A 17,990-nucleotide genomic window follows, 5' to 3' on the forward strand; every position below is an offset into this window, starting at 1 on the left:
TTGGTTCCTCAATAGGTATATTCTAGCCCACTGGAACGCAAGAATGGATGGTGGTGCGTGACGAGAACCGGATCGGCGCAGAGGTCCGTCCATCGCACGCGGTCTGTCCGTGAAGGACGCAGCGCATAAGCCGTTGCGTCAATACACAGTTGCAATTTTCGTCAGTCTCTGGCGGTAAAGAGCCATGCTCTCGACCCCCAGTTCCTCATTTCACGAGGCCTATCAGGCCCGGATCGCGTCCGGCGCGATCGAGCCCGACGCCGCACAGGCCGAGGTCGCCGAGGCCTATGCGGCGCTGGACCTGCGGCTTGCGAACTACAAGCCGCAGCGCAAGCAGGGCCTGCTCAGCCGTCTGTTCAGCAGCGACAAGGACGAGGCGCCGCGCGGGCTCTACATCCATGGCGAGGTCGGCCGCGGCAAGACCATGCTGATGGACCTGTTCTTCCAGCACTCCACCGTCGAGCACAAGCGGCGCGCGCATTTTCACGAGTTCATGGCCGATGTGCATGAGCGCATCTACGACTATCGCCAGAGCATCGCGCGTGGCGAGACCGCCGATGGCGACGTCATGGTGCTCACGGCGAATGCGATCTTCGAGGAGAGCTGGCTGCTCTGCTTCGATGAATTCCACGTCACCGACATCGCGGACGCGATGATCCTGGGGCGCCTGTTCGCAAAACTGTTCGAGCTCGGCACCGTCGTGGTCGCGACCTCCAACGTCGCGCCGGACGATCTCTACAAGGGCGGGCTCAACCGTTCGCTGTTCCTGCCCTTCATCAAGCAGATCACCGACCACATGGACGTCGCGCGGCTCGATGCGCGCACCGACTTCCGGCTGGAAAAACTTCAGGGCGTGCAGATGTGGCTGACGCCGGCGGATGGCGATGCCGACGAAGCGCTCAACCGCGCCTGGTCGAAGATATCCGGCAACGCCAAATGCAAGTCGCGCGACATCTCGATCAAGGGCCGCATCCTGCACGTGCCGTGCTCGGCCCATGGCGTCGCGCGCTTCACGTTCGCCGATCTCTGCGAGAAGCCGTTGGGTGCATCCGACTACCTCAGGCTGGCGCACGACTATCACACCATCCTGGTCGACCATATTCCAGTGATGGACGTCTCCCAGCGCAATTCCGCCAAGCGCTTCATCACGCTGATCGACACGTTGTATGACAATGCCGTGAAGCTGATGGCCTCGGCCGATGCCAACCCGATCTCGCTCTACCTTGCCCACGAGGGCAACGAGGCCAACGAGTTCAAGCGGACGGCGTCGCGGCTGATCGAAATGAGCTCGGAATCCTATCTGGCGCTGCCTCACGGTCGCAAGGATTCCACCGCCAGCGGCTCCACCAAGGGCCTGGTGGAGACTTAAGTCCTATCTCCCGCCCGTCATTCCGGGATGCGCCGAAGGCGCAGCCCCGGAATCCATAACCACCATCGGGAGTATGGATTCCGGGCTCGCGTTCCGCGCGCCCCGGAATGACGACCGGTGTGTGCTGGTTGGAATCCCAGCAAGCCCGACAATTGGGCATCCACCGACTTGAACGGCGGAAGCGAAAGGGATAACCACCCAGTCAGTTTTTCCCCTCCTGACGTGTCTGAAGGACAGGTTCACATGGCGCGCGACAAGATTGCTTTGATTGGCTCCGGTCAGATCGGCGGAACGCTGGCTCACCTCATCGGCCTGAAAGAACTGGGCGACGTCGTGATGTTCGACATCGCCGAGGGCGTGCCGCAGGGCAAGGCGCTCGATATCGCGCAGTCCTCGCCGGTCGACGGTTTTGACGCCCACTACACCGGCGCCAACTCCTACGAAGCCCTCGACAACGCAAAAGTCTGCATCGTTACCGCCGGCGTGCCGCGCAAGCCCGGCATGAGCCGCGACGACCTCCTCTCCATCAACCTCAAGGTCATGGAGCAGGTCGGCGCCGGCATCAAGAAATACGCCCCCGACGCCTTCGTCATCTGCATCACCAATCCGCTCGATGCCATGGTCTGGGCGCTGCAGAAGGCCTCCGGCCTGCCGCACAAGAAGGTCGTCGGCATGGCCGGCGTGCTGGATTCCTCGCGCTTCCGCTACTTCCTGGCCGACGAGTTCAACGTCTCGGTCGAAGACGTCACCGCCTTCGTGCTCGGCGGCCATGGCGACACCATGGTGCCGCTGGTGAAGTACTCCACCGTCGCCGGCATCCCGCTGCCCGACCTCGTCAAGATGGGCTGGACCTCGCAGGCGCGCCTCGACGAGATCGTCGATCGCACCCGCAACGGCGGCGCAGAGATCGTCAATTTGCTCAAGACAGGCTCGGCCTTCTATGCGCCCGCGGCGTCCGCGATCGCGATGGCCGAGAGCTATCTGCGTGACAAGAAGCGCGTGCTGGCCTCGGCCGCCTATCTCAACGGCGAATACGGCGTGAAGGACATGTATGTCGGCGTCCCCGTCGTGATCGGCTCCAAGGGTGTCGAGCGCGTCGTCGAGATCGAGCTCACCGGCAAGGACCGCGAGGCCTTCGACAAGTCGGTCGGCGCGGTGCAGGGTCTGGTCGACGCCTGCAAGAAGATCGCCCCCGATCTTCTCGGCCGCTAAGGTCAAAACAATCCCCGCCGAAGATCGAAACCCGGTCTTCGGCGGTTTCACTTCCGGACCCCGCTGCGCCACTTGTTGAGGGCTTTGCGAGATCCGGTCCGGCAGTCCAGAGATCGATGTCAAAGAATCCGAGTTGCAGTTCCTGTGGTATATGGTATGCCAGCCACAAGACTGAGGTGGGCCCATGTGGTCACCGCCCGCGGGTTCAGGGAGCGACCATATGAATATCCATGAATATCAGGCCAAAGCGCTGCTCAGCGAGTTCGGCGTAGCGATCTCCAAGGGCGTGCCCATCCTGAACCCCGCGGATGCGGACGCCGCCGCCAAGGCGCTGCCGGGTCCGGTCTATGTGGTGAAGAGCCAGATCCATGCCGGCGGCCGCGGCAAGGGCAAGTTCAAGGAAGCCTCAGCCGGCGACAAGGGCGGCGTCCGCATCGCCAAGTCGGCCGCCGAAGTCTCCGAATTCGCCAAGCAGATGCTCGGCGCCACGCTGGTGACGATCCAGACCGGCCCCGCCGGCAAGCAGGTCAACCGCCTCTACATCGAGGACGGCTCCGACATCGACAAGGAGTTCTATCTCTCGATCCTGGTCGACCGCGAGACCTCGCGTGTCTCCTTCGTCGTCTCGACCGAAGGCGGCGTCAACATCGAGGACGTCGCGCACAACAACCCTGAGAAGATCGTGACCTTCTCGGTCGATCCCGCGACCGGCATCATGGGCCATCACGGCCGCACCGTCGCCAACGCGCTGAAGCTGTCCGGCGATCTCGCCAAGCAGGCCGAGAAGCTCACCGCGCAGCTCTATGCCGCGTTCGTCGCCAAGGACATGTCGATGCTGGAGATCAACCCGCTGGTCGTGACCAAGCAGGGCCAGCTCCGCGTGCTCGACGCCAAGGTGTCGTTCGACGACAACTCCCTGTTCCGTCATCCCGAGGTGCTCGCGCTGCGTGACGAGACCGAGGAAGACGCCAAGGAAATCGAGGCGTCGAAATACGATCTCAACTACGTCACCCTCGACGGCAATATCGGCTGCATGGTCAACGGCGCCGGTCTCGCCATGGCGACGATGGACATCATCAAGCTCTACGGTATGGCGCCGGCGAACTTCCTCGACGTTGGCGGCAGCGCCAGCAAGGAGAAGGTCGCGGCCGCCTTCAAGATCATCACCGCCGATCCGAGCGTGAAGGGCATCCTGGTCAACATCTTCGGTGGCATCATGAAGTGCGACGTGATCGCCGAGGGCGTCACCGCCGCCGTGCGCGAAGTCGGTCTCAGCGTGCCGCTGGTGGTCCGCCTCGAAGGCACCAATGTCGAACAGGGCAAGAAGATCATCCGCGAATCAGGCCTGAACGTGGTGCCGGCCGACAATCTCGACGACGCCGCGCAGAAGATCGTGAAGGCCGTCAAGGGGGGCTAAAGCCATGACCCAGGACCATCTCGCCGCATCATCCCCACTTGCAGAGCATGCGCGTCTCGCCGCGTTCGCCGGCGAATGGAATGGCGAAGAGGTGGTCTTCCCGTCGCGCTGGATGGCGGGCGGGCCGGCGACCTCGCACACCGTCGCGCGCATGGACCTCAATGGATTCTACCTGATCCAGGACAGTGTCCAGATGCGTGACGGCAAGCAGAGTTTTGCGACCCACGGCATCTTCACCTTCGATCGCGAAGACCGGACCTACAAATTGTTCTGGTACGACTCGCTCGGCTACACGCCGCCCTCGCCCGCCTCCGGCGGGTGGGTCGGCAAGACCCTGACGCTGGTGCGCGGCTCGCTCCGCGGCAATGCGCGCCACGTCTACGAAATCATCGACGACGATTCCTATTCGTTGAAGATCCAGTTCTCGCCGGACGCGGAAGGTTGGGCTGACGTGCTCACCGGCGTCTACCGCCGCATCCACTGACCTCTCACTCGTTAGTTCGCGAAAGCAGACCTCATGTCCATCCTGATCGACAAGAACACCAAGGTCATCTGCCAGGGCTTTACCGGCAAGAACGGCACCTTCCACTCGGAGGCCGCGATTGCCTACGGCACCAAGATGGTCGGCGGCACCTCGCCGGGCAAAGGCGGCGCGACGCATCTGGGCCTGCCGGTGTTCGACACCGTGCGCGAGGCGCGTGAGAAGACCGGCGCCGACGCATCCGTGATCTACGTGCCGCCGCCGGGCGCGGCGGACGCGATCTGCGAAGCCATCGACGCCGAGATCCCGCTGATCGTCTGCATCACCGAGGGCATTCCTGTCATCGACATGGTGCGTGTGAAGCGCTCGCTGGCCGGTTCCAAGTCGCGCCTGATCGGGCCGAACTGCCCGGGCGTCATGACCGCCGGCGAGTGCAAGATCGGCATCATGCCCGCCAACATCTTCAAGACCGGCTCTGTCGGCATCGTCTCCCGCTCCGGCACGCTCACTTACGAAGCTGTGTTCCAGACCTCGCAGGAAGGCCTCGGCCAGACCACCGCGGTCGGCATCGGCGGCGATCCGGTCAAGGGAACCGAGTTCATCGACGTGCTGGAAATGCTGCTCGGCGACCCCAAGACCGAGTCGATCATCATGATCGGCGAGATCGGCGGTTCCGCCGAGGAGGACGCCGCCCAGTTCCTCAAGGACGAAGCCAAGCGCGGTCGCAAGAAGCCGATGGTCGGTTTCATCGCTGGCGTGACCGCACCTCCCGGCCGCCGCATGGGCCATGCCGGCGCGATCATCTCGGGCGGCAAGGGCGACGCCGGTTCCAAGACCGACGCGATGAAATCGGCAGGGATTACAGTGTCCCCGTCTCCCGCCCGCCTCGGCCACACGCTTGCCGAAATATTGAAGGCATAATTCACTCCTTCGTGCTTTTCCGGGCGAAGTTTCGCAGCAAATAGGGTAAATGGTGCCTGTCGCACTGGGCCTCTGCCGGGGAGCCCAGCGCCAGCGCCGTTTGTTATGCGCGAACCGAAAAATCGCCAGGAACTCAAGTATGTCTCGCCAAGACGCGAACGCAGCCTTTGCCCTCTCCTCCTTTTTGCAGGGCACCAACGCCACCTACATCGACGAAATCTACGCCCGCTACGAGAAGGACCCGTCCTCGGTCGATTCCGAGTGGCAGGAGTTCTTCAAGAGCCTCAACGACCAGCCCGCCGACGTCCGGAAGAACGCCGAGGGCCCGTCCTGGGAGCGGACCAACTGGCCGCTGACCCCGCAGGACGATCTGACCTCCGCCCTCGACGGCAACTGGGCCGAAGTCGAGAAGGCTGTCGGTGCCAAGATCGCCGCCAAGGCGCAGGCCAAGGGGGGCGACAAGGGCGTCAGCATTACGTCCGCCGAACTGCTCCAGGCCACGCGCGACTCCGTCCGCGCCCTGATGCTGATCCGCTCCTACCGCATGCGCGGCCACTTCCACGCCAAGCTCGATCCGCTCGGCATCGAAGCCCCCCGCAATCGCGAAGAGCTCGATCCGCGCACCTACGGTTTCAGCGAAGCCGATTTCGACCGCAAGATCTTCCTCGATCACGTGCTCGGCCTCGAATATGCCAGCCTGCGTGAGATCACCGCGCTCTGCGAGCGCACCTACTGCCAGACGCTCGGCGTCGAGTTCATGCACATCAGCAATGCTGCGCAGAAGGCCTGGATCCAGGAGCGCATCGAAGGGCTGGACAAGGAGATCTCGTTCACACGCGAAGGTCGCCGCGCCATCCTGATGAAGCTGGTCGAAGCCGAGGGCTTCGAAAAATTCTGCGACACCAAGTTCACCGGCACCAAGCGCTTCGGTCTCGATGGCGCCGAATCGCTGATTCCCGCGCTCGAGCAGATCATCAAGCGCGGCGGCAATCTCGGCGTGAAGGAAGTCGTGGTCGGCATGCCGCATCGCGGCCGCCTCAACGTGCTCACCCAGGTCATGGGCAAGCCGCACCGCGCGCTGTTCCATGAGTTCAAGGGCGGCTCGGCCAATCCCGACGCGGTCGAAGGCTCCGGCGACGTCAAATACCATCTCGGCGCGTCGTCGGACCGCGAGTTCGACGGCAACCGCATCCATCTGTCGCTGACCGCGAACCCCTCGCATCTCGAGATCGTCGATCCCGTGGTGCTCGGCAAGGTCCGCGCCAAGCAAGACCAGCATGGCGATCCGCCGGACCAGCGCATCTCGGTGATGCCGCTCTTGATGCACGGCGACGCCGCGTTCGCCGGCCAGGGCGTTGTCGCGGAATGCTTCGGCCTGTCGGACCTGAAGGGCTACCGCACCGGCGGTTCCGTGCACTTCATCGTCAACAACCAGATCGGCTTCACCACCTATCCGCGTTACTCGCGCTCCTCGCCCTATCCGTCGGATGTGGCGAAGATGATCGACGCGCCGATCTTCCACGTCAACGGCGACGACCCGGAAGCCGTGGTGTTCGCGGCCAAGGTCGCGACCGAGTTCCGGCAGAAGTTCCACAAGCCCGTCGTCATCGACATGTTCTGCTATCGCAGGCATGGCCATAACGAGGGCGACGAGCCGGCCTTCACCCAGCCGGTGATGTACAAGAAGATCGCGGCCCATCCGACGACGCTGGAGCTCTACGCCCGCCGCCTCATCAGCGAAGGCGTGGTGACCGAGGGCGAGGTCGACAAGGCCAAGGCCGACTGGCGCGCGCGGCTCGATGCCGAGCTCGAAGCCGGCTCCGGCTACAAGCCCAACAAGGCCGACTGGCTCGACGGCAAATGGGCCGGCTTCAAGATCGCCGATCAGGAAGAAGATGCGCGACGCGGCGTGACCGGCGTCGACGTCACCGCGCTGAAGGATATCGGCCGCAAGATCACCAAGGTGCCCGACGGCTTCCGCGCCCACCGCACCATCCAGCGTTTCCTCGAGAACCGCTCGAAGGCGATCGACACCGGCGCCGGCATCGACTGGGCGACCGGCGAGGCGCTGGCGTTCTGCACGCTGCTCAACGAGAACCACCATGTCCGCCTGTCCGGACAGGATTCGGAGCGCGGCACCTTCTCGCAGCGTCACTCCGTCCTGATCGACCAGGAAGACGAGAGCCGTTACACGCCGTTCAACCATCTCGGCAACGAGCAGGGCCATTACGAGGTCATCAACTCGCTGCTGTCGGAAGAAGCCGTGCTCGGTTTCGAATACGGCTATTCGCTCGCCGAGCCGAACACGCTGACCTTGTGGGAAGCCCAGTTCGGCGACTTCGCCAACGGTGCGCAGGTCGTGTTCGACCAGTTCATCTCCTCGGGCGAGCGCAAATGGCTGCGCATGTCCGGCCTCGTCTGCCTCTTGCCGCACGGCTATGAGGGCCAGGGACCGGAGCATTCCTCGGCGCGTCTGGAGCGGTTCCTGCAGATGTGCGCGGAAGACAACATGCAGGTGGTCTATCCGACCACGCCGGCGAACTACTTCCACGTGCTGCGCCGCCAGCTGCATCGCGAGATCCGCAAGCCGCTGATCGTGATGACGCCGAAGTCGCTGTTGCGTCACAAGCGGGCGGTGTCGCGTCTCGAAGAGCTTGCGAAGGGAACGACCTTCCACCGCATCCTCTATGATGACGCCCAGATGCTGCCGAACGAGGCCGTCAAGCTCGTTCCGGACGAAAAAATCCGCCGCATCGTGCTCTGCACCGGCAAGGTCTATTACGACCTCTACGAGGAGCGCGAGAAGCGTGGCATCGACGACATCTATCTGATGCGCGTCGAGCAGCTCTATCCGGTGCCGCTGAAGGCGCTGGTGGCCGAGCTGTCCCGCTTCAAGAAGGCGGAAGTGATCTGGTGCCAGGAAGAGCCGCGCAACATGGGTGCGTGGCACTTCATCGAGCCCTATCTGGAATGGGTGCTGAACCAGGCCAACGGCGTGAGCCGGCGTCCGCGTTATGTCGGCCGCGCCGCTTCCGCTGCGACCGCCACTGGTCTGATGTCGAAGCATCAGGCGCAGTTGAAGGCGTTCCTGGACGAAGCACTGAGCTGAACTTTTTGAACTGCGTCATGCCCCGCCCCCACTGCGTCAGTGCGCACAAGGGCGGGGCATCCGGCAAGTTGCGACGTGCTCGTGAATGCGATGCGTCCCGCTTGCTGGATGGCCTGCTTTTCGCGGGCCGATGACATCGGAATTCATGACCGCACCGGCGATCCCTTAAGGAAAAGACCATGACTGAAATTCGTGTGCCGACGCTCGGCGAATCCGTCACCGAGGCCACCATCGGCCGCTGGTTCAAGAAGGCCGGCGATGCCGTCGCCGTCGACGAGCCCTTGGTGGAGCTCGAGACCGACAAGGTCACCATCGAAGTCCCGGCGCCCTCCGCCGGCACGCTGAGCGAGATCGTCGCTGCCGACGGCACGACCGTCGCGGTCGGTGCGTTGCTCGGCCAGATCACCGAAGGCGCCGCCGGTGCCAAGCCGGCTGCCGCTCCTGCGAAGCCCGCAGCCGCTGCTCCAGCCGCCGCGGCTGCCGCTCCGGCTCCGGCCGCGAAGGCGCCGCCGGCCGATGCGCCGCTCGCCCCGTCTGTGCGCAAGCTTTCCGCCGAAACCGGCGTCGACGCCTCGACCGTTCCGGGCTCCGGCAAGGACGGCCGCGTCACCAAGGGCGACATGCTCGCCGCGATCGAGCGTGCGGCCTCCGCGCCGACCCCGGTCAATCAGCCCGCCGCTGCCGTGCAGGTGCGCAGCGCCTCGCCGGCCGACGACGCTGCCCGCGAAGAGCGCGTCAAGATGACCCGGCTGCGCCAGACCATCGCGCGCCGCCTCAAGGACGTGCAGAACACCGCGGCCATGCTGACGACCTTCAACGAGGTCGACATGACCAACGTCATGGCGCTGCGGGCCCACTACAAGGATGCGTTCGAGAAGAAGCACGGCTCGAAGCTCGGCTTCATGGGCTTCTTCACCAAGGCCGTCGTGCAGGCGCTGAAGGACATCCCGGCCGTCAACGCCGAGATCGACGGCACCGATTTGATCTACAAGAACTATTACCACATCGGCGTTGCCGTCGGCACCGACAAGGGTCTCGTCGTCCCCGTCGTGCGCGACTGCGACAACAAGTCGATCGCCGACATCGAGAAGGGCATCGCCGATTTCGGCCGCCGTGCCCGTGACGGCCAGCTCAAGATCGACGAGATGCAGGGCGGCACCTTCACCATCACCAATGGCGGCATCTACGGTTCGCTGATGTCGACCCCGATCCTCAACGCGCCGCAGTCCGCCATCCTGGGCATGCACAAGATCCAGGAGCGGCCGATGGCGATCGGCGGCAAGGTCGAGGTCCGCCCGATGATGTATCTGGCGCTGTCCTACGATCACCGCGTCATCGACGGCAAGGAAGCCGTCACCTTCCTGGTTCGCGTCAAGGAGAGCCTGGAAGATCCGGCGCGTCTGGTGCTGGACCTCTAATCCCGAGTGCTCTGCGAGCGCCGTCGCACAATTGCGCGACGGCGCGTGTCGAAACATGGAGGCGCGCGTGACAGATAAAGTCGTTGTCATCACCGGCGGCAGCCGCGGCATCGGTCGCGCCACTGCGCTTGCGGTCGCCGCGCGCGGCTTCCGTGTCGTGGTCGGCTATGCCAGCAACAAGCAGGCGGCCGACGAGGTCGTTACCCAGATCGCGGCCAGCAATGGCAAGGCCATCGCGGTGAAATGCGACGTCGCCGAGGAAAGCGACATCGTCGCGCTGTTCAAGGAAGCCGACAAGTTCGGCACGCTCGGCGCGCTCGTCAACAATGGCGGCATCGTCGGCCAGAGCGGCGTGCGCGTCGACGAGATGTCGGCCGAGCGCATCCAGCGCGTGATGGCGGTCAACGTCACCGGCTCCATTCTTTGCGCGCGCGAAGCCGTCAAGCGGATGTCGACCAAGCATGGCGGCAAGGGCGGCGTCATCGTCAACCTGTCATCGGTTGCTGCCAAGCTCGGCGCGCCCAATACGTATGTCGATTATGCCGCCTCCAAGGGCGCGATCGATTCCTTCACCATTGGCCTCGGTTACGAGGTCGCGAGCGAAGGCATTCGCGTCGCCGGCATCCGTCCCGGCCTGATCGATACGGAAATCCACGCCTCCGGCGGTGAGCCCGATCGGCACCATCGCCTGGCCCATATGGTGCCGATGAAGCGCGTCGGTACCGCGGACGAAATCGCCAACGCCATCGTCTGGCTGATGTCGGACGAGGCTTCCTACATCACCGCAGCCACGCTCGATGTGTCCGGCGGACGCTGACGCGCCGCGCGGACGCTGACATATCCTCATCACGCTAAACTCACGGGACTTTCTCTCATGGCACCCTACGATCTCGTCGTCATCGGCACTGGACCTGGCGGTTATGTCTGCGCGGTGCGCGCAAGCCAGCTCGGTATGAAAGTCGCTGTGGTCGAAAAGAACGCCACGCTCGGCGGCACCTGTCTCAATGTCGGCTGCATGCCGTCGAAGGCGCTGCTGCACGCCTCCGAAATGTTCGAGGAAGCCGGGCACTCCTTCGCCAAGATGGGCATCAGCGTTTCCGCGCCAAAACTCGAATTGCCGGCGATGATGAACTTCAAGCAGCAGGGCATCGACGGCAACGTCAAGGGCGTCGAGTTCCTGATGAAGAAGAACAAGGTCGACGTGCTCAAGGGCACCGGCAAGATCCTCGGTACCGGCAAGGTCGAAGTCTCCGCCGACGGCAAGTCGCAAATGATCGAGACCAAGAACATCGTGATCGCCACTGGCTCGGACATCGCGCGCCTCAAGGGCATCGAGATCGACGAGAAGCGCATCGTCTCGTCGACCGGCGCGCTGTCGCTGGACAAGGTCCCTGGCAAGCTCCTGATCGTCGGTGCCGGCGTGATCGGCCTCGAGCTCGGCTCGGTCTGGCATCGTCTCGGCGCCGAAGTCGTCGTCGTTGAATTTTTGGACCGCATCCTGCCCGGCATGGACGGTGAGATCGCCAAGCAGTTCCAGCGCATCCTGGAAAAGCAGGGCTTTGCGTTCAAGCTCGGCGCCAAGGTCACCGCGGTCGACACCTCAGGCAAGACGCTGAAGGCGACGATCGAGCCGGCCGCCGGCGGTGCCGCCGAGACGCTCGAAGCCGACGTCGTGCTCGTCTGCATCGGCCGCGTGCCCTACACCGACGGGCTCGGCCTGAAGGAAGCGGGCGTTGCGCTCGATCCCCGTGGCCGCGTGCAGATCGATCCGCATTTCGCCACCAGCGTGAAGGGCGTCTATGCCATCGGCGACGTCGTCGCGGGCCCCATGCTCGCGCACAAGGCTGAGGATGAAGGCGTAGCCGTTGCGGAGATCATCGCAGGCCAGGCCGGCCACGTGAATTACGATGTTATCCCAGGCGTCGTGTATACCACGCCGGAAGTGTCCTCCGTCGGCAAGACCGAGGAGGAGCTGAAGCAGGCGGGCGTCGCTTATACCGTTGGGAAGTTTCCGTTTACCGCCAACGGCCGCTCCAAGGTCAACCAGACCACCGACGGCTTTGTGAAGATTCTCGCAGATGCGAAGACCGATCGCGTGCTCGGCGTGCACATTATCGGCATCGAGGCCGGCGAATTGATCCATGAAGCCTGCGTTCTCATGGAATTTGGCGGCAGCGCGGAAGATCTCGCCCGCACCTGTCACGCGCATCCGACCCGCTCGGAAGCCATCAAGGAAGCCGCGCTTGCAGTGGGCAAGCGGGCCATCCATATGTAGGCGACGCCCAAGGCCGAATCGGGCGGGACAACACATGCTGCGCCGCCTTCTTCAACCGGTCTGGGTCCTGCTGGCGATCATCTTCCTGATCGAAGCCTGGCTATGGGATCATCTCGAACCGATCGTCGCGCGGGTTGTCGCCATCATTCCACTCGCCCGGTTCAAGCAATGGCTGTCGGATCGCGTCGATGCGCTGTCGCCGGCGATGACGCTGATCGTGTTCGCGGTCCCCGTCATCCCGCTGTTTCCGCTCAAGCTGGTCGGCCTGTGGCTGCTCACGCACGAGTACTGGACCAGCGCGGTCTTCACCATCCTGTTCGCAAAGCTGCTCGGCGTCGGCGTCACCGCCTTCGTGTTCGACGTGACGCGCGACAAGCTGATGGAGATGGGCTGGTTCGAGCGGCTCTATGCCCTGGTGATGAAGCTGCGCGCAAAAGCCGCGGAGCTCGTCGACCCGATCAAGCGGCGTATCCGGGAGATCATCAAGGGCAACGGCGAAGGCTGGTCCTCGCGCACGCTGCGTCTGATCCAGCGTTTTCGCAAGAGCGTGCACGAGGCGCGCTGAGCGCCGAATCGTCGGTCGCGTAGCCCGGATGAGCGAAGCGACATCCGGGACCTTTTGTTGCGGCTCCCCGCATATCGCTTGCGCTCATGCGGGCTACAAATTTGCCTCAGCCCCTACCCGTGCAGATGCAGCAGATGCGGCCACCATGCGCCGAGCACAGTCATGGCAAGTCCCGCAAAGGTCAGCAGGCCAGCGATGTAAGCGAGCGCGACCATGCCGGTGATGATGGTCGCCGACGCCAGCACGATGCCGATCTGGAAGGCCGCGGAGGCAAGCTCGAAATGGTGATATTTCGCGGTCGCCTCGTCGCGTTCATGTTCGGCGTCCTTGGCCTTCTCGGCGAGCTGCTCGGTGCCTTCCTTGGTCTCGGGCTCGGAGCGATAGCGCGCCGCGGTCTTCTGCCAGTCGTCGATCTGCTTCTGCACCGCGGCCTTGGTGGCGTCGTCGGTCGCGGAGCCCAGCGTCAGCTTGCCCTGCTCGGCCGCGGTCTGCACCACCGTGCGGCGGATGCTCTTGGCCTGGAAGAAGGCCCAGAGATTGGAGGCCTCGACATTCTTGCTGATCGATTCGGTTTGGGCGCCCTTGCCGAGCGTCTCCGAAATCGCCAGGAACAGCGCCAGCACGGCGATCAGAAGGGCGATCTTCCTGTTCTCGCCGGACGCGTGTTCAGCGTGCTCGGCGTGCTCCATGCTTTCGTGTGCGCTCATGATGTCCTCCTGCCTCGGTTCCGCAACGATTGACCGAACCGTGGGCGCCGCGCAAGAGGCAAGGACGTTATGACGTCAGTGTGTCAGCGCCTCTTTCACCGCCTCTTTCACCGTCTTGGATGCGCACTCGCATAGACTTCGAGCAGCCTTTCGGAATCGATGCCGGTGTAGATCTGCGTGGTCGAGAGTGAGGAATGGCCAAGCAATTCCTGGATAGCGCGCAGATCGCCGCCGCGCGATAATAGATGCGTTGCGAAGGAATGCCGCAGCGCGTGCGGCGTTGCGCTGTCGGGCAGGCCAAGCGCGCCGCGCAGCCGCTCCATCGCGAGCTGGATGATACGCGGGCTGAGCGGGCCGCCGCGGGCGCCGAGGAAGATCGGGCCTTCCGCCGGCAGCGGATACGGGCACATCCCCACATATTCGTCGACCAGCGCCAGCACGTTTTGCAGCACCGGCACCATGCGGGTCTTGTTGCCTTTGCCTGTGACGATCAGCACGTCGCCTTCGCCCGCGCGGGGCACCTCGCGGCGCTTCAGGCCGAGCGCCTCGGAGATGCGCAGACCTGATCCATACAACAGCGCCATCACCGCAGCGTCGCGCGCCAGAATCCAAGTCTCGCGGTCCTCGCCGGCGCGCTCGTCGGCATCGGCCAGGCGCTTTGCGGATGCCATCGGCAGCGGCTTCGGCAAGGTCTTTGCGACCTTCGGCGCGCGGATCGCCGATAACGCGCCGACCTTGCCCTTGCCTTCTCGCTCCAGAAAGCGGCCGAACGAGCGCAGGCCCGCCAGCGCGCGCATCAGTGAACGGCCGGCAATATCGTCGGCGCGGCGCATCGCCATGAAGGCGCGGATATCGGTGGCTTCGAGCGCGGCGAAGCGCTTGAGCGTCACGCGCTCGCCCCAATGGGCGCAGAGGAAATCCAGGCACTGCCGCAGATCGCGGCTATAGGCCTCCAGCGTCTTCGGCGACAGCCGCCGCTCGGCACCGAGATGCACCAGCCAGCGCGTCATCTCCTGCGCAATCGAGGGATCGGCGCTGGCGAGCTCGATTTGTGGGGCGGCCGCTTTGCTCATGCGCTCTGGACGTAATGATTCCGCACAGTATATCGCATCAGACCCGTTAACGTTCGCTAAGGCTGCCCTGTGCGGCTAGCCTCAAGGCCCCCAGGTTCCGATTCTCTCCTCATGGATCATTCGTCCCGCAGCGCGACCACCCCCGCCAACGCGACCCGCATGGTCGACGTGCTGGTGCCGGTCGCGCTCGACCAGACCTATTCCTACAAGGTGCCGCGCGGGATGGAGCTGAAGGCCGGCGATCTCCTCAGTGTGCCGCTCGGCCCGCGCGAGGTGCTGGGCGTGGTCTGGGCGGAGAACGCCAATCCCGATCCGCGCCTGCATAACCGCCTGAAGGAAGTCAGCGAAAAGCTCGACTTTCCGCCGTTGAAGCCTGAGCTGCGCTCGGTGGTCGACTGGGTCGCCAATTACACGCTCAGCCCGCGCGGCATGGTGCTGCGCATGTGCCTGCGGATGGGCGAGAATCTCGGTCCCGAACGGACGCGCGCCGGCGTTCGCCTGGTCGGCGATCCCCCCAAACGGCTGACGCCGGCGCGACAGCGCCTGATGGAGGTGCTGTCGGACCGGCTGCTGCACAGCAAGTCGGAAGCCGCCAAGGAAGCCGGCGTCTCCGCCGGCGTGGTCGACGGCCTCGTCGACGAGGGCACGCTCACGGTCGAGCCGATGCCGCCACCGCCGCCACCACCGGCCCCCGATCCGGATTTCAGCCGGCCGGATTTTTCGCCGCTCCAGCGTAGTGCTGCCGACACGTTGCGCGCGCTTGCCGCCAACGGCACCTTCCACGTGGCGCTGCTCGACGGCGTCACCGGCTCGGGCAAGACCGAGGTCTATTTCGAAGCCGTGGCCGAGGCGATCCGCCGCGGAAAACAGTCGCTGATCCTGATGCCGGAGATCGCGCTGACCGGACAATTCCTCGATCGCTTTGCTCAGCGTTTTGGCGTGCGGCCGATCGAGTGGCACTCCGAGCTGACGCCGCGCACCCGCGCGCGCAATTGGGCCGCGATCTCCGAGGGCACCGCGCCGGTCGTGGTCGGCGCGCGCTCGGCGCTGTTTCTGCCCTACGGCAATCTTGGCCTCATCATCGTCGATGAAGAGCACGACCAGGCCTACAAGCAGGACGAGGGCGTGCATTATCACGCCCGCGACATGGCGGTGGTACGCGCGCATATCGCCAAAATTCCGATCGTGCTGGCCTCCGCCACGCCCTCGGTCGAGTCCGAGGTCAATGCGCGCAAGAACCGCTATCAGCGCATCGCGCTGCCCTCGCGCTTCGGCGGCCAGCACATGCCGCATATCGAGGCCATCGACATGCGCCGCGAGCCGCCCGCGCGCGGCCGCTATATCTCACCACGCCTGGCCTCCGAGATCAGAAAAGCGATCGAAAAGCGCGAGCAGGCGCTGCTGTTCCTCAATCGCCGTGGCTATGCGCCATTGACGCTATGCCGTGCCTGCGGCCACCGCTTCGCCTGCACCATCTGCGATGCCTGGCTGGTCGATCACCGTTTTCGTCAGCGGCTGGTCTGCCATCACTGCGGTTTTTCGATGCCGCGGCCGCAGACCTGTCCGCATTGCGCGGCGGAGGAATCGCTGGTCGCGGTCGGCCCCGGCGTCGAACGCTTGCAGGAGGAGGCGGCTGCGCTGTTCCCGGACGCGCGCACCATGGTGCTGTCGAGCGACCTCATCACCTCGATCGAGACGATGCGCTCGGAACTGAACGAGATCGCGGAGGGCCGCGTCGACATCATCATCGGCACGCAGCTCGTCGCCAAAGGCCACAATTTTCCGCGGCTCAATCTGGTCGGCGTGGTCGACGCGGATCTCGGCCTTAGCAATGGCGATCCGCGCGCCTCGGAACGCACCTGGCAATTGCTCAACCAGGTGATCGGCCGTGCCGGCCGCGAGCAGGGCCGCGGTGTCGGTTATCTCCAGACCCACCAGCCCGATCATCCCGTGATGAAGGCGCTGATCGCCTGCGACCGCGAGGCCTTTTACGACAGCGAGATCGATCTGCGCGAGCGCACGCTCTATCCGCCGTTCGGCAGGCTCGCGAGCCTGATCATCTCCGCCGGCGACCGCCCGAGCGCCGAAGGCCTTGGCCGCAGGCTCGTTGCACTGGCGCCGCGCGACGAGCGCGTCGTGGTGCTGGGGCCGGCCGAAGCGCCGCTCGCCGTGATCAAGGGGCGTTATCGTTTCCGCATCCTGGTGAAATCGGCGCGCGGTTTTGACCTGTCGGATTATCTGCGCAACTGGCTCGCGGTGTGCCCGAAGCCGAAGGGCAATCAGAAGCTAGAGGTGGACGTCGATCCGCAGAGCTTTTTGTAAGGACTCTCGTCTCGTGCCCCGGACGCAGCGCAGCGTCCCTTCGACGGTGCGCTGCAGAGCCGGGGCCCATGTTGCGCAGGCGCTCGCGGCTTCTGGGTCCCGGCTCTGCGCCGCAACGCTCACGCGTTGCAGCTTGTCCGGGAAACGCATGACGCCAACAAAAAGCCCGCCGTCCCCCGGGACAGCGGGCTTATTTCACGCGCGTTGCGCGCCGTTAGGAGACGACTTCCGCGGTGACGCGGCCGACGCCGGCGCCGGTGAGGCCGATGGCGCGGGCGGCTCCCGTGGAGAGGTCAAGGACACGGCCGCGCACGAACGGGCCGCGGTCATTGATGGTGACGATGACGCTCGAGCCACCATGGGTGACGCGCAGCTTGGTGCCGAACGGCAGCGAACGGTGCGCTGCGGTCAAGGCGTTCTGGTTGAAGCGCTGGCCCGAGGCAGTCCGGCTGCCGGACTCGTTGCCATAATAGGACGCCATGCCGGAGAAGCTGTGGCCCGAGCCCGACGACGGGGTCATGGACGCATTGGCGTTGCGCCAATCCGAGCTGGAATCGTTCTGGGCGTGATGATGGTGCCGGTGGTGCCTGGATTTGGCAGAAGCTTCGGTAGCAGTTCCACCGATAAGGAGAGTTGCGGCAACGAAAGCGATCGCCGTACGCGGCCGGGTCACAGAGCCCAGCATCTTCAAAGACAGCATTTAGTGGTCCCTAAGCTAGTATTGCCACATATGTGGCAAGTGGAGCCCTCATCAGTTTGTGAGCGGGTTGCGTTTCGTTTCGCAATGAGGCGTGAATTAGGCAGTAAATCCGTTATGTGTCGTCATGAAATATCTTGTGACCCCTGCCGCTATTCAGCCAATATTCCGTAATCTTGCGCTTTAACGATTCATTAACTTATCTATTACATTCAAATACTGTAAATCGAAGTCATCACACTCGGTGTTTAGAATTGAGTAAGTATTCGGCGGGTGAAACCGGTAAGGGCGGAATCACGCCTCTGCGATCCGTGTTCATGGCCGCTATGCGCTGAGGGCAGGAACGAATGGGCGCGATGGCGCCGTCAGGCTCACGGCAATTCCGTGGCGTGGCAGGTCGTCATCCCGTTCATCGTCGAAGCGT

Annotated in this window: 14 protein-coding genes; 11 read left to right on the forward strand and 3 right to left on the reverse strand. The window is 64.1% G+C overall.

Annotation, left to right across the window (positions count from 1 at the left end):
• Nucleotides 1-184 precede the first annotated feature (184 nt).
• From zapE to BMW89_RS16245, 10 genes are all read left to right on the forward strand, one after another.
• The gene (gene zapE, locus BMW89_RS16200; RefSeq protein WP_092027969.1) at nt 185-1,369 is read left to right on the forward strand and encodes a cell division protein ZapE; all 1,185 of its coding nucleotides are present in this window, start codon (nt 185-187) and stop codon (nt 1,367-1,369) included.
• A 243-nt stretch (nt 1,370-1,612) separates the two neighbouring features.
• A complete protein-coding gene (gene mdh, locus BMW89_RS16205) occupies nt 1,613-2,581 on the forward strand; it encodes a malate dehydrogenase (protein WP_045012755.1) in 969 nt (322 codons plus the stop codon).
• Between the two features lie 220 nt (nt 2,582-2,801).
• On the forward strand, nt 2,802-3,998 hold the full coding sequence (gene sucC / locus BMW89_RS16210) for an ADP-forming succinate--CoA ligase subunit beta (protein ID WP_092027970.1): 1,197 nt from the start codon (nt 2,802-2,804) through the stop codon (nt 3,996-3,998).
• Nucleotides 3,999-4,002: 4 nt separating this feature from the next.
• Nucleotides 4,003-4,482: a DUF1579 domain-containing protein gene (locus tag BMW89_RS16215; RefSeq protein WP_092027971.1), complete on the forward strand. Its 480-nt coding sequence runs from the start codon at nt 4,003-4,005 to the stop codon at nt 4,480-4,482.
• A 33-nt stretch (nt 4,483-4,515) separates the two neighbouring features.
• Nucleotides 4,516-5,400: a succinate--CoA ligase subunit alpha gene (sucD, locus tag BMW89_RS16220; RefSeq protein ID WP_092027972.1), complete on the forward strand. Its 885-nt coding sequence runs from the start codon at nt 4,516-4,518 to the stop codon at nt 5,398-5,400.
• 139 nt (nt 5,401-5,539) lie between these two features.
• The gene (locus BMW89_RS16225) at nt 5,540-8,509 is read left to right on the forward strand and encodes a 2-oxoglutarate dehydrogenase E1 component (protein WP_092027973.1); all 2,970 of its coding nucleotides are present in this window, start codon (nt 5,540-5,542) and stop codon (nt 8,507-8,509) included.
• Nucleotides 8,510-8,688: 179 nt separating this feature from the next.
• Nucleotides 8,689-9,927, forward strand: a complete 1,239-nt coding sequence (gene odhB / locus BMW89_RS16230; protein WP_092027974.1) for a 2-oxoglutarate dehydrogenase complex dihydrolipoyllysine-residue succinyltransferase — start codon at nt 8,689-8,691, stop codon at nt 9,925-9,927.
• 55 nt (nt 9,928-9,982) lie between these two features.
• Nucleotides 9,983-10,744: an SDR family oxidoreductase gene (locus tag BMW89_RS16235; protein WP_092027975.1), complete on the forward strand. Its 762-nt coding sequence runs from the start codon at nt 9,983-9,985 to the stop codon at nt 10,742-10,744.
• Between the two features lie 57 nt (nt 10,745-10,801).
• Entirely contained in the window at nt 10,802-12,202 is a 1,401-nt protein-coding gene (gene lpdA, locus BMW89_RS16240; RefSeq protein ID WP_092027976.1) for a dihydrolipoyl dehydrogenase, read from the forward strand.
• A gap of 34 nt (nt 12,203-12,236) precedes the next feature.
• Nucleotides 12,237-12,767 carry a hypothetical protein gene (locus tag BMW89_RS16245; RefSeq protein ID WP_092027977.1) on the forward strand — a complete coding sequence of 177 codons (531 nt, stop codon included), beginning with the start codon at nt 12,237-12,239 and terminating at the stop codon, nt 12,765-12,767.
• A gap of 113 nt (nt 12,768-12,880) precedes the next feature.
• Here the strand turns inward: BMW89_RS16245 and BMW89_RS16250 are convergent, their stop codons facing one another.
• Together BMW89_RS16250 and BMW89_RS16255 are read right to left on the reverse strand one after the other, a co-directional pair.
• Nucleotides 12,881-13,474, reverse strand: coding sequence for a DUF4337 domain-containing protein (locus tag BMW89_RS16250; protein WP_092027978.1), 594 nt, complete (start codon nt 13,472-13,474; stop codon nt 12,881-12,883).
• A gap of 107 nt (nt 13,475-13,581) precedes the next feature.
• On the reverse strand, nt 13,582-14,547 hold the full coding sequence (locus BMW89_RS16255) for a tyrosine recombinase XerC (protein ID WP_092027979.1): 966 nt from the start codon (nt 14,545-14,547) through the stop codon (nt 13,582-13,584).
• A 111-nt stretch (nt 14,548-14,658) separates the two neighbouring features.
• On the opposite strand from BMW89_RS16255, the gene BMW89_RS16260 reads away from it, so the two are divergent.
• Entirely contained in the window at nt 14,659-16,869 is a 2,211-nt protein-coding gene (locus BMW89_RS16260; RefSeq protein ID WP_092027980.1) for a primosomal protein N', read from the forward strand.
• Between the two features lie 214 nt (nt 16,870-17,083).
• On the opposite strand, the gene BMW89_RS16265 is transcribed toward BMW89_RS16260, so the two are convergent.
• Nucleotides 17,084-17,569, reverse strand: coding sequence for a septal ring lytic transglycosylase RlpA family protein (locus BMW89_RS16265; protein WP_092027981.1), 486 nt, complete (start codon nt 17,567-17,569; stop codon nt 17,084-17,086).
• Nucleotides 17,570-17,990: the final 421 nt, after the last annotated feature.

The sequence above is a fragment of the Bradyrhizobium sp. OK095 genome (assembly GCF_900109945.1).
Lineage (GTDB): Bacteria > Pseudomonadota > Alphaproteobacteria > Rhizobiales > Xanthobacteraceae > Bradyrhizobium.

Bases quoted from the DNA above. Each gene is read 5' to 3' on its own strand.
- sucD (WP_092027972.1), top strand. From the start codon at position 4,516: ATGTCCATCCTGATCGACAAGAACACCAAGGTCATCTGCCAGGGCTTT.
- BMW89_RS16255 (WP_092027979.1), bottom strand. From the start codon at position 14,547: ATGAGCAAAGCGGCCGCCCCACAAATCGAGCTCGCCAGCGCCGATCCC.
- lpdA (WP_092027976.1), top strand. From the start codon at position 10,802: ATGGCACCCTACGATCTCGTCGTCATCGGCACTGGACCTGGCGGTTAT.
- BMW89_RS16225 (WP_092027973.1), top strand. From the start codon at position 5,540: ATGTCTCGCCAAGACGCGAACGCAGCCTTTGCCCTCTCCTCCTTTTTG.
- sucC (WP_092027970.1), top strand. From the start codon at position 2,802: ATGAATATCCATGAATATCAGGCCAAAGCGCTGCTCAGCGAGTTCGGC.
- BMW89_RS16235 (WP_092027975.1), top strand. From the start codon at position 9,983: ATGGAGGCGCGCGTGACAGATAAAGTCGTTGTCATCACCGGCGGCAGC.
- zapE (WP_092027969.1), top strand. From the start codon at position 185: ATGCTCTCGACCCCCAGTTCCTCATTTCACGAGGCCTATCAGGCCCGG.
- mdh (WP_045012755.1), top strand. From the start codon at position 1,613: ATGGCGCGCGACAAGATTGCTTTGATTGGCTCCGGTCAGATCGGCGGA.
- BMW89_RS16215 (WP_092027971.1), top strand. From the start codon at position 4,003: ATGACCCAGGACCATCTCGCCGCATCATCCCCACTTGCAGAGCATGCG.
- BMW89_RS16265 (WP_092027981.1), bottom strand. From the start codon at position 17,569: ATGCTGTCTTTGAAGATGCTGGGCTCTGTGACCCGGCCGCGTACGGCG.
- BMW89_RS16245 (WP_092027977.1), top strand. From the start codon at position 12,237: ATGCTGCGCCGCCTTCTTCAACCGGTCTGGGTCCTGCTGGCGATCATC.
- BMW89_RS16260 (WP_092027980.1), top strand. From the start codon at position 14,659: ATGGATCATTCGTCCCGCAGCGCGACCACCCCCGCCAACGCGACCCGC.
- BMW89_RS16250 (WP_092027978.1), bottom strand. From the start codon at position 13,474: ATGAGCGCACACGAAAGCATGGAGCACGCCGAGCACGCTGAACACGCG.
- odhB (WP_092027974.1), top strand. From the start codon at position 8,689: ATGACTGAAATTCGTGTGCCGACGCTCGGCGAATCCGTCACCGAGGCC.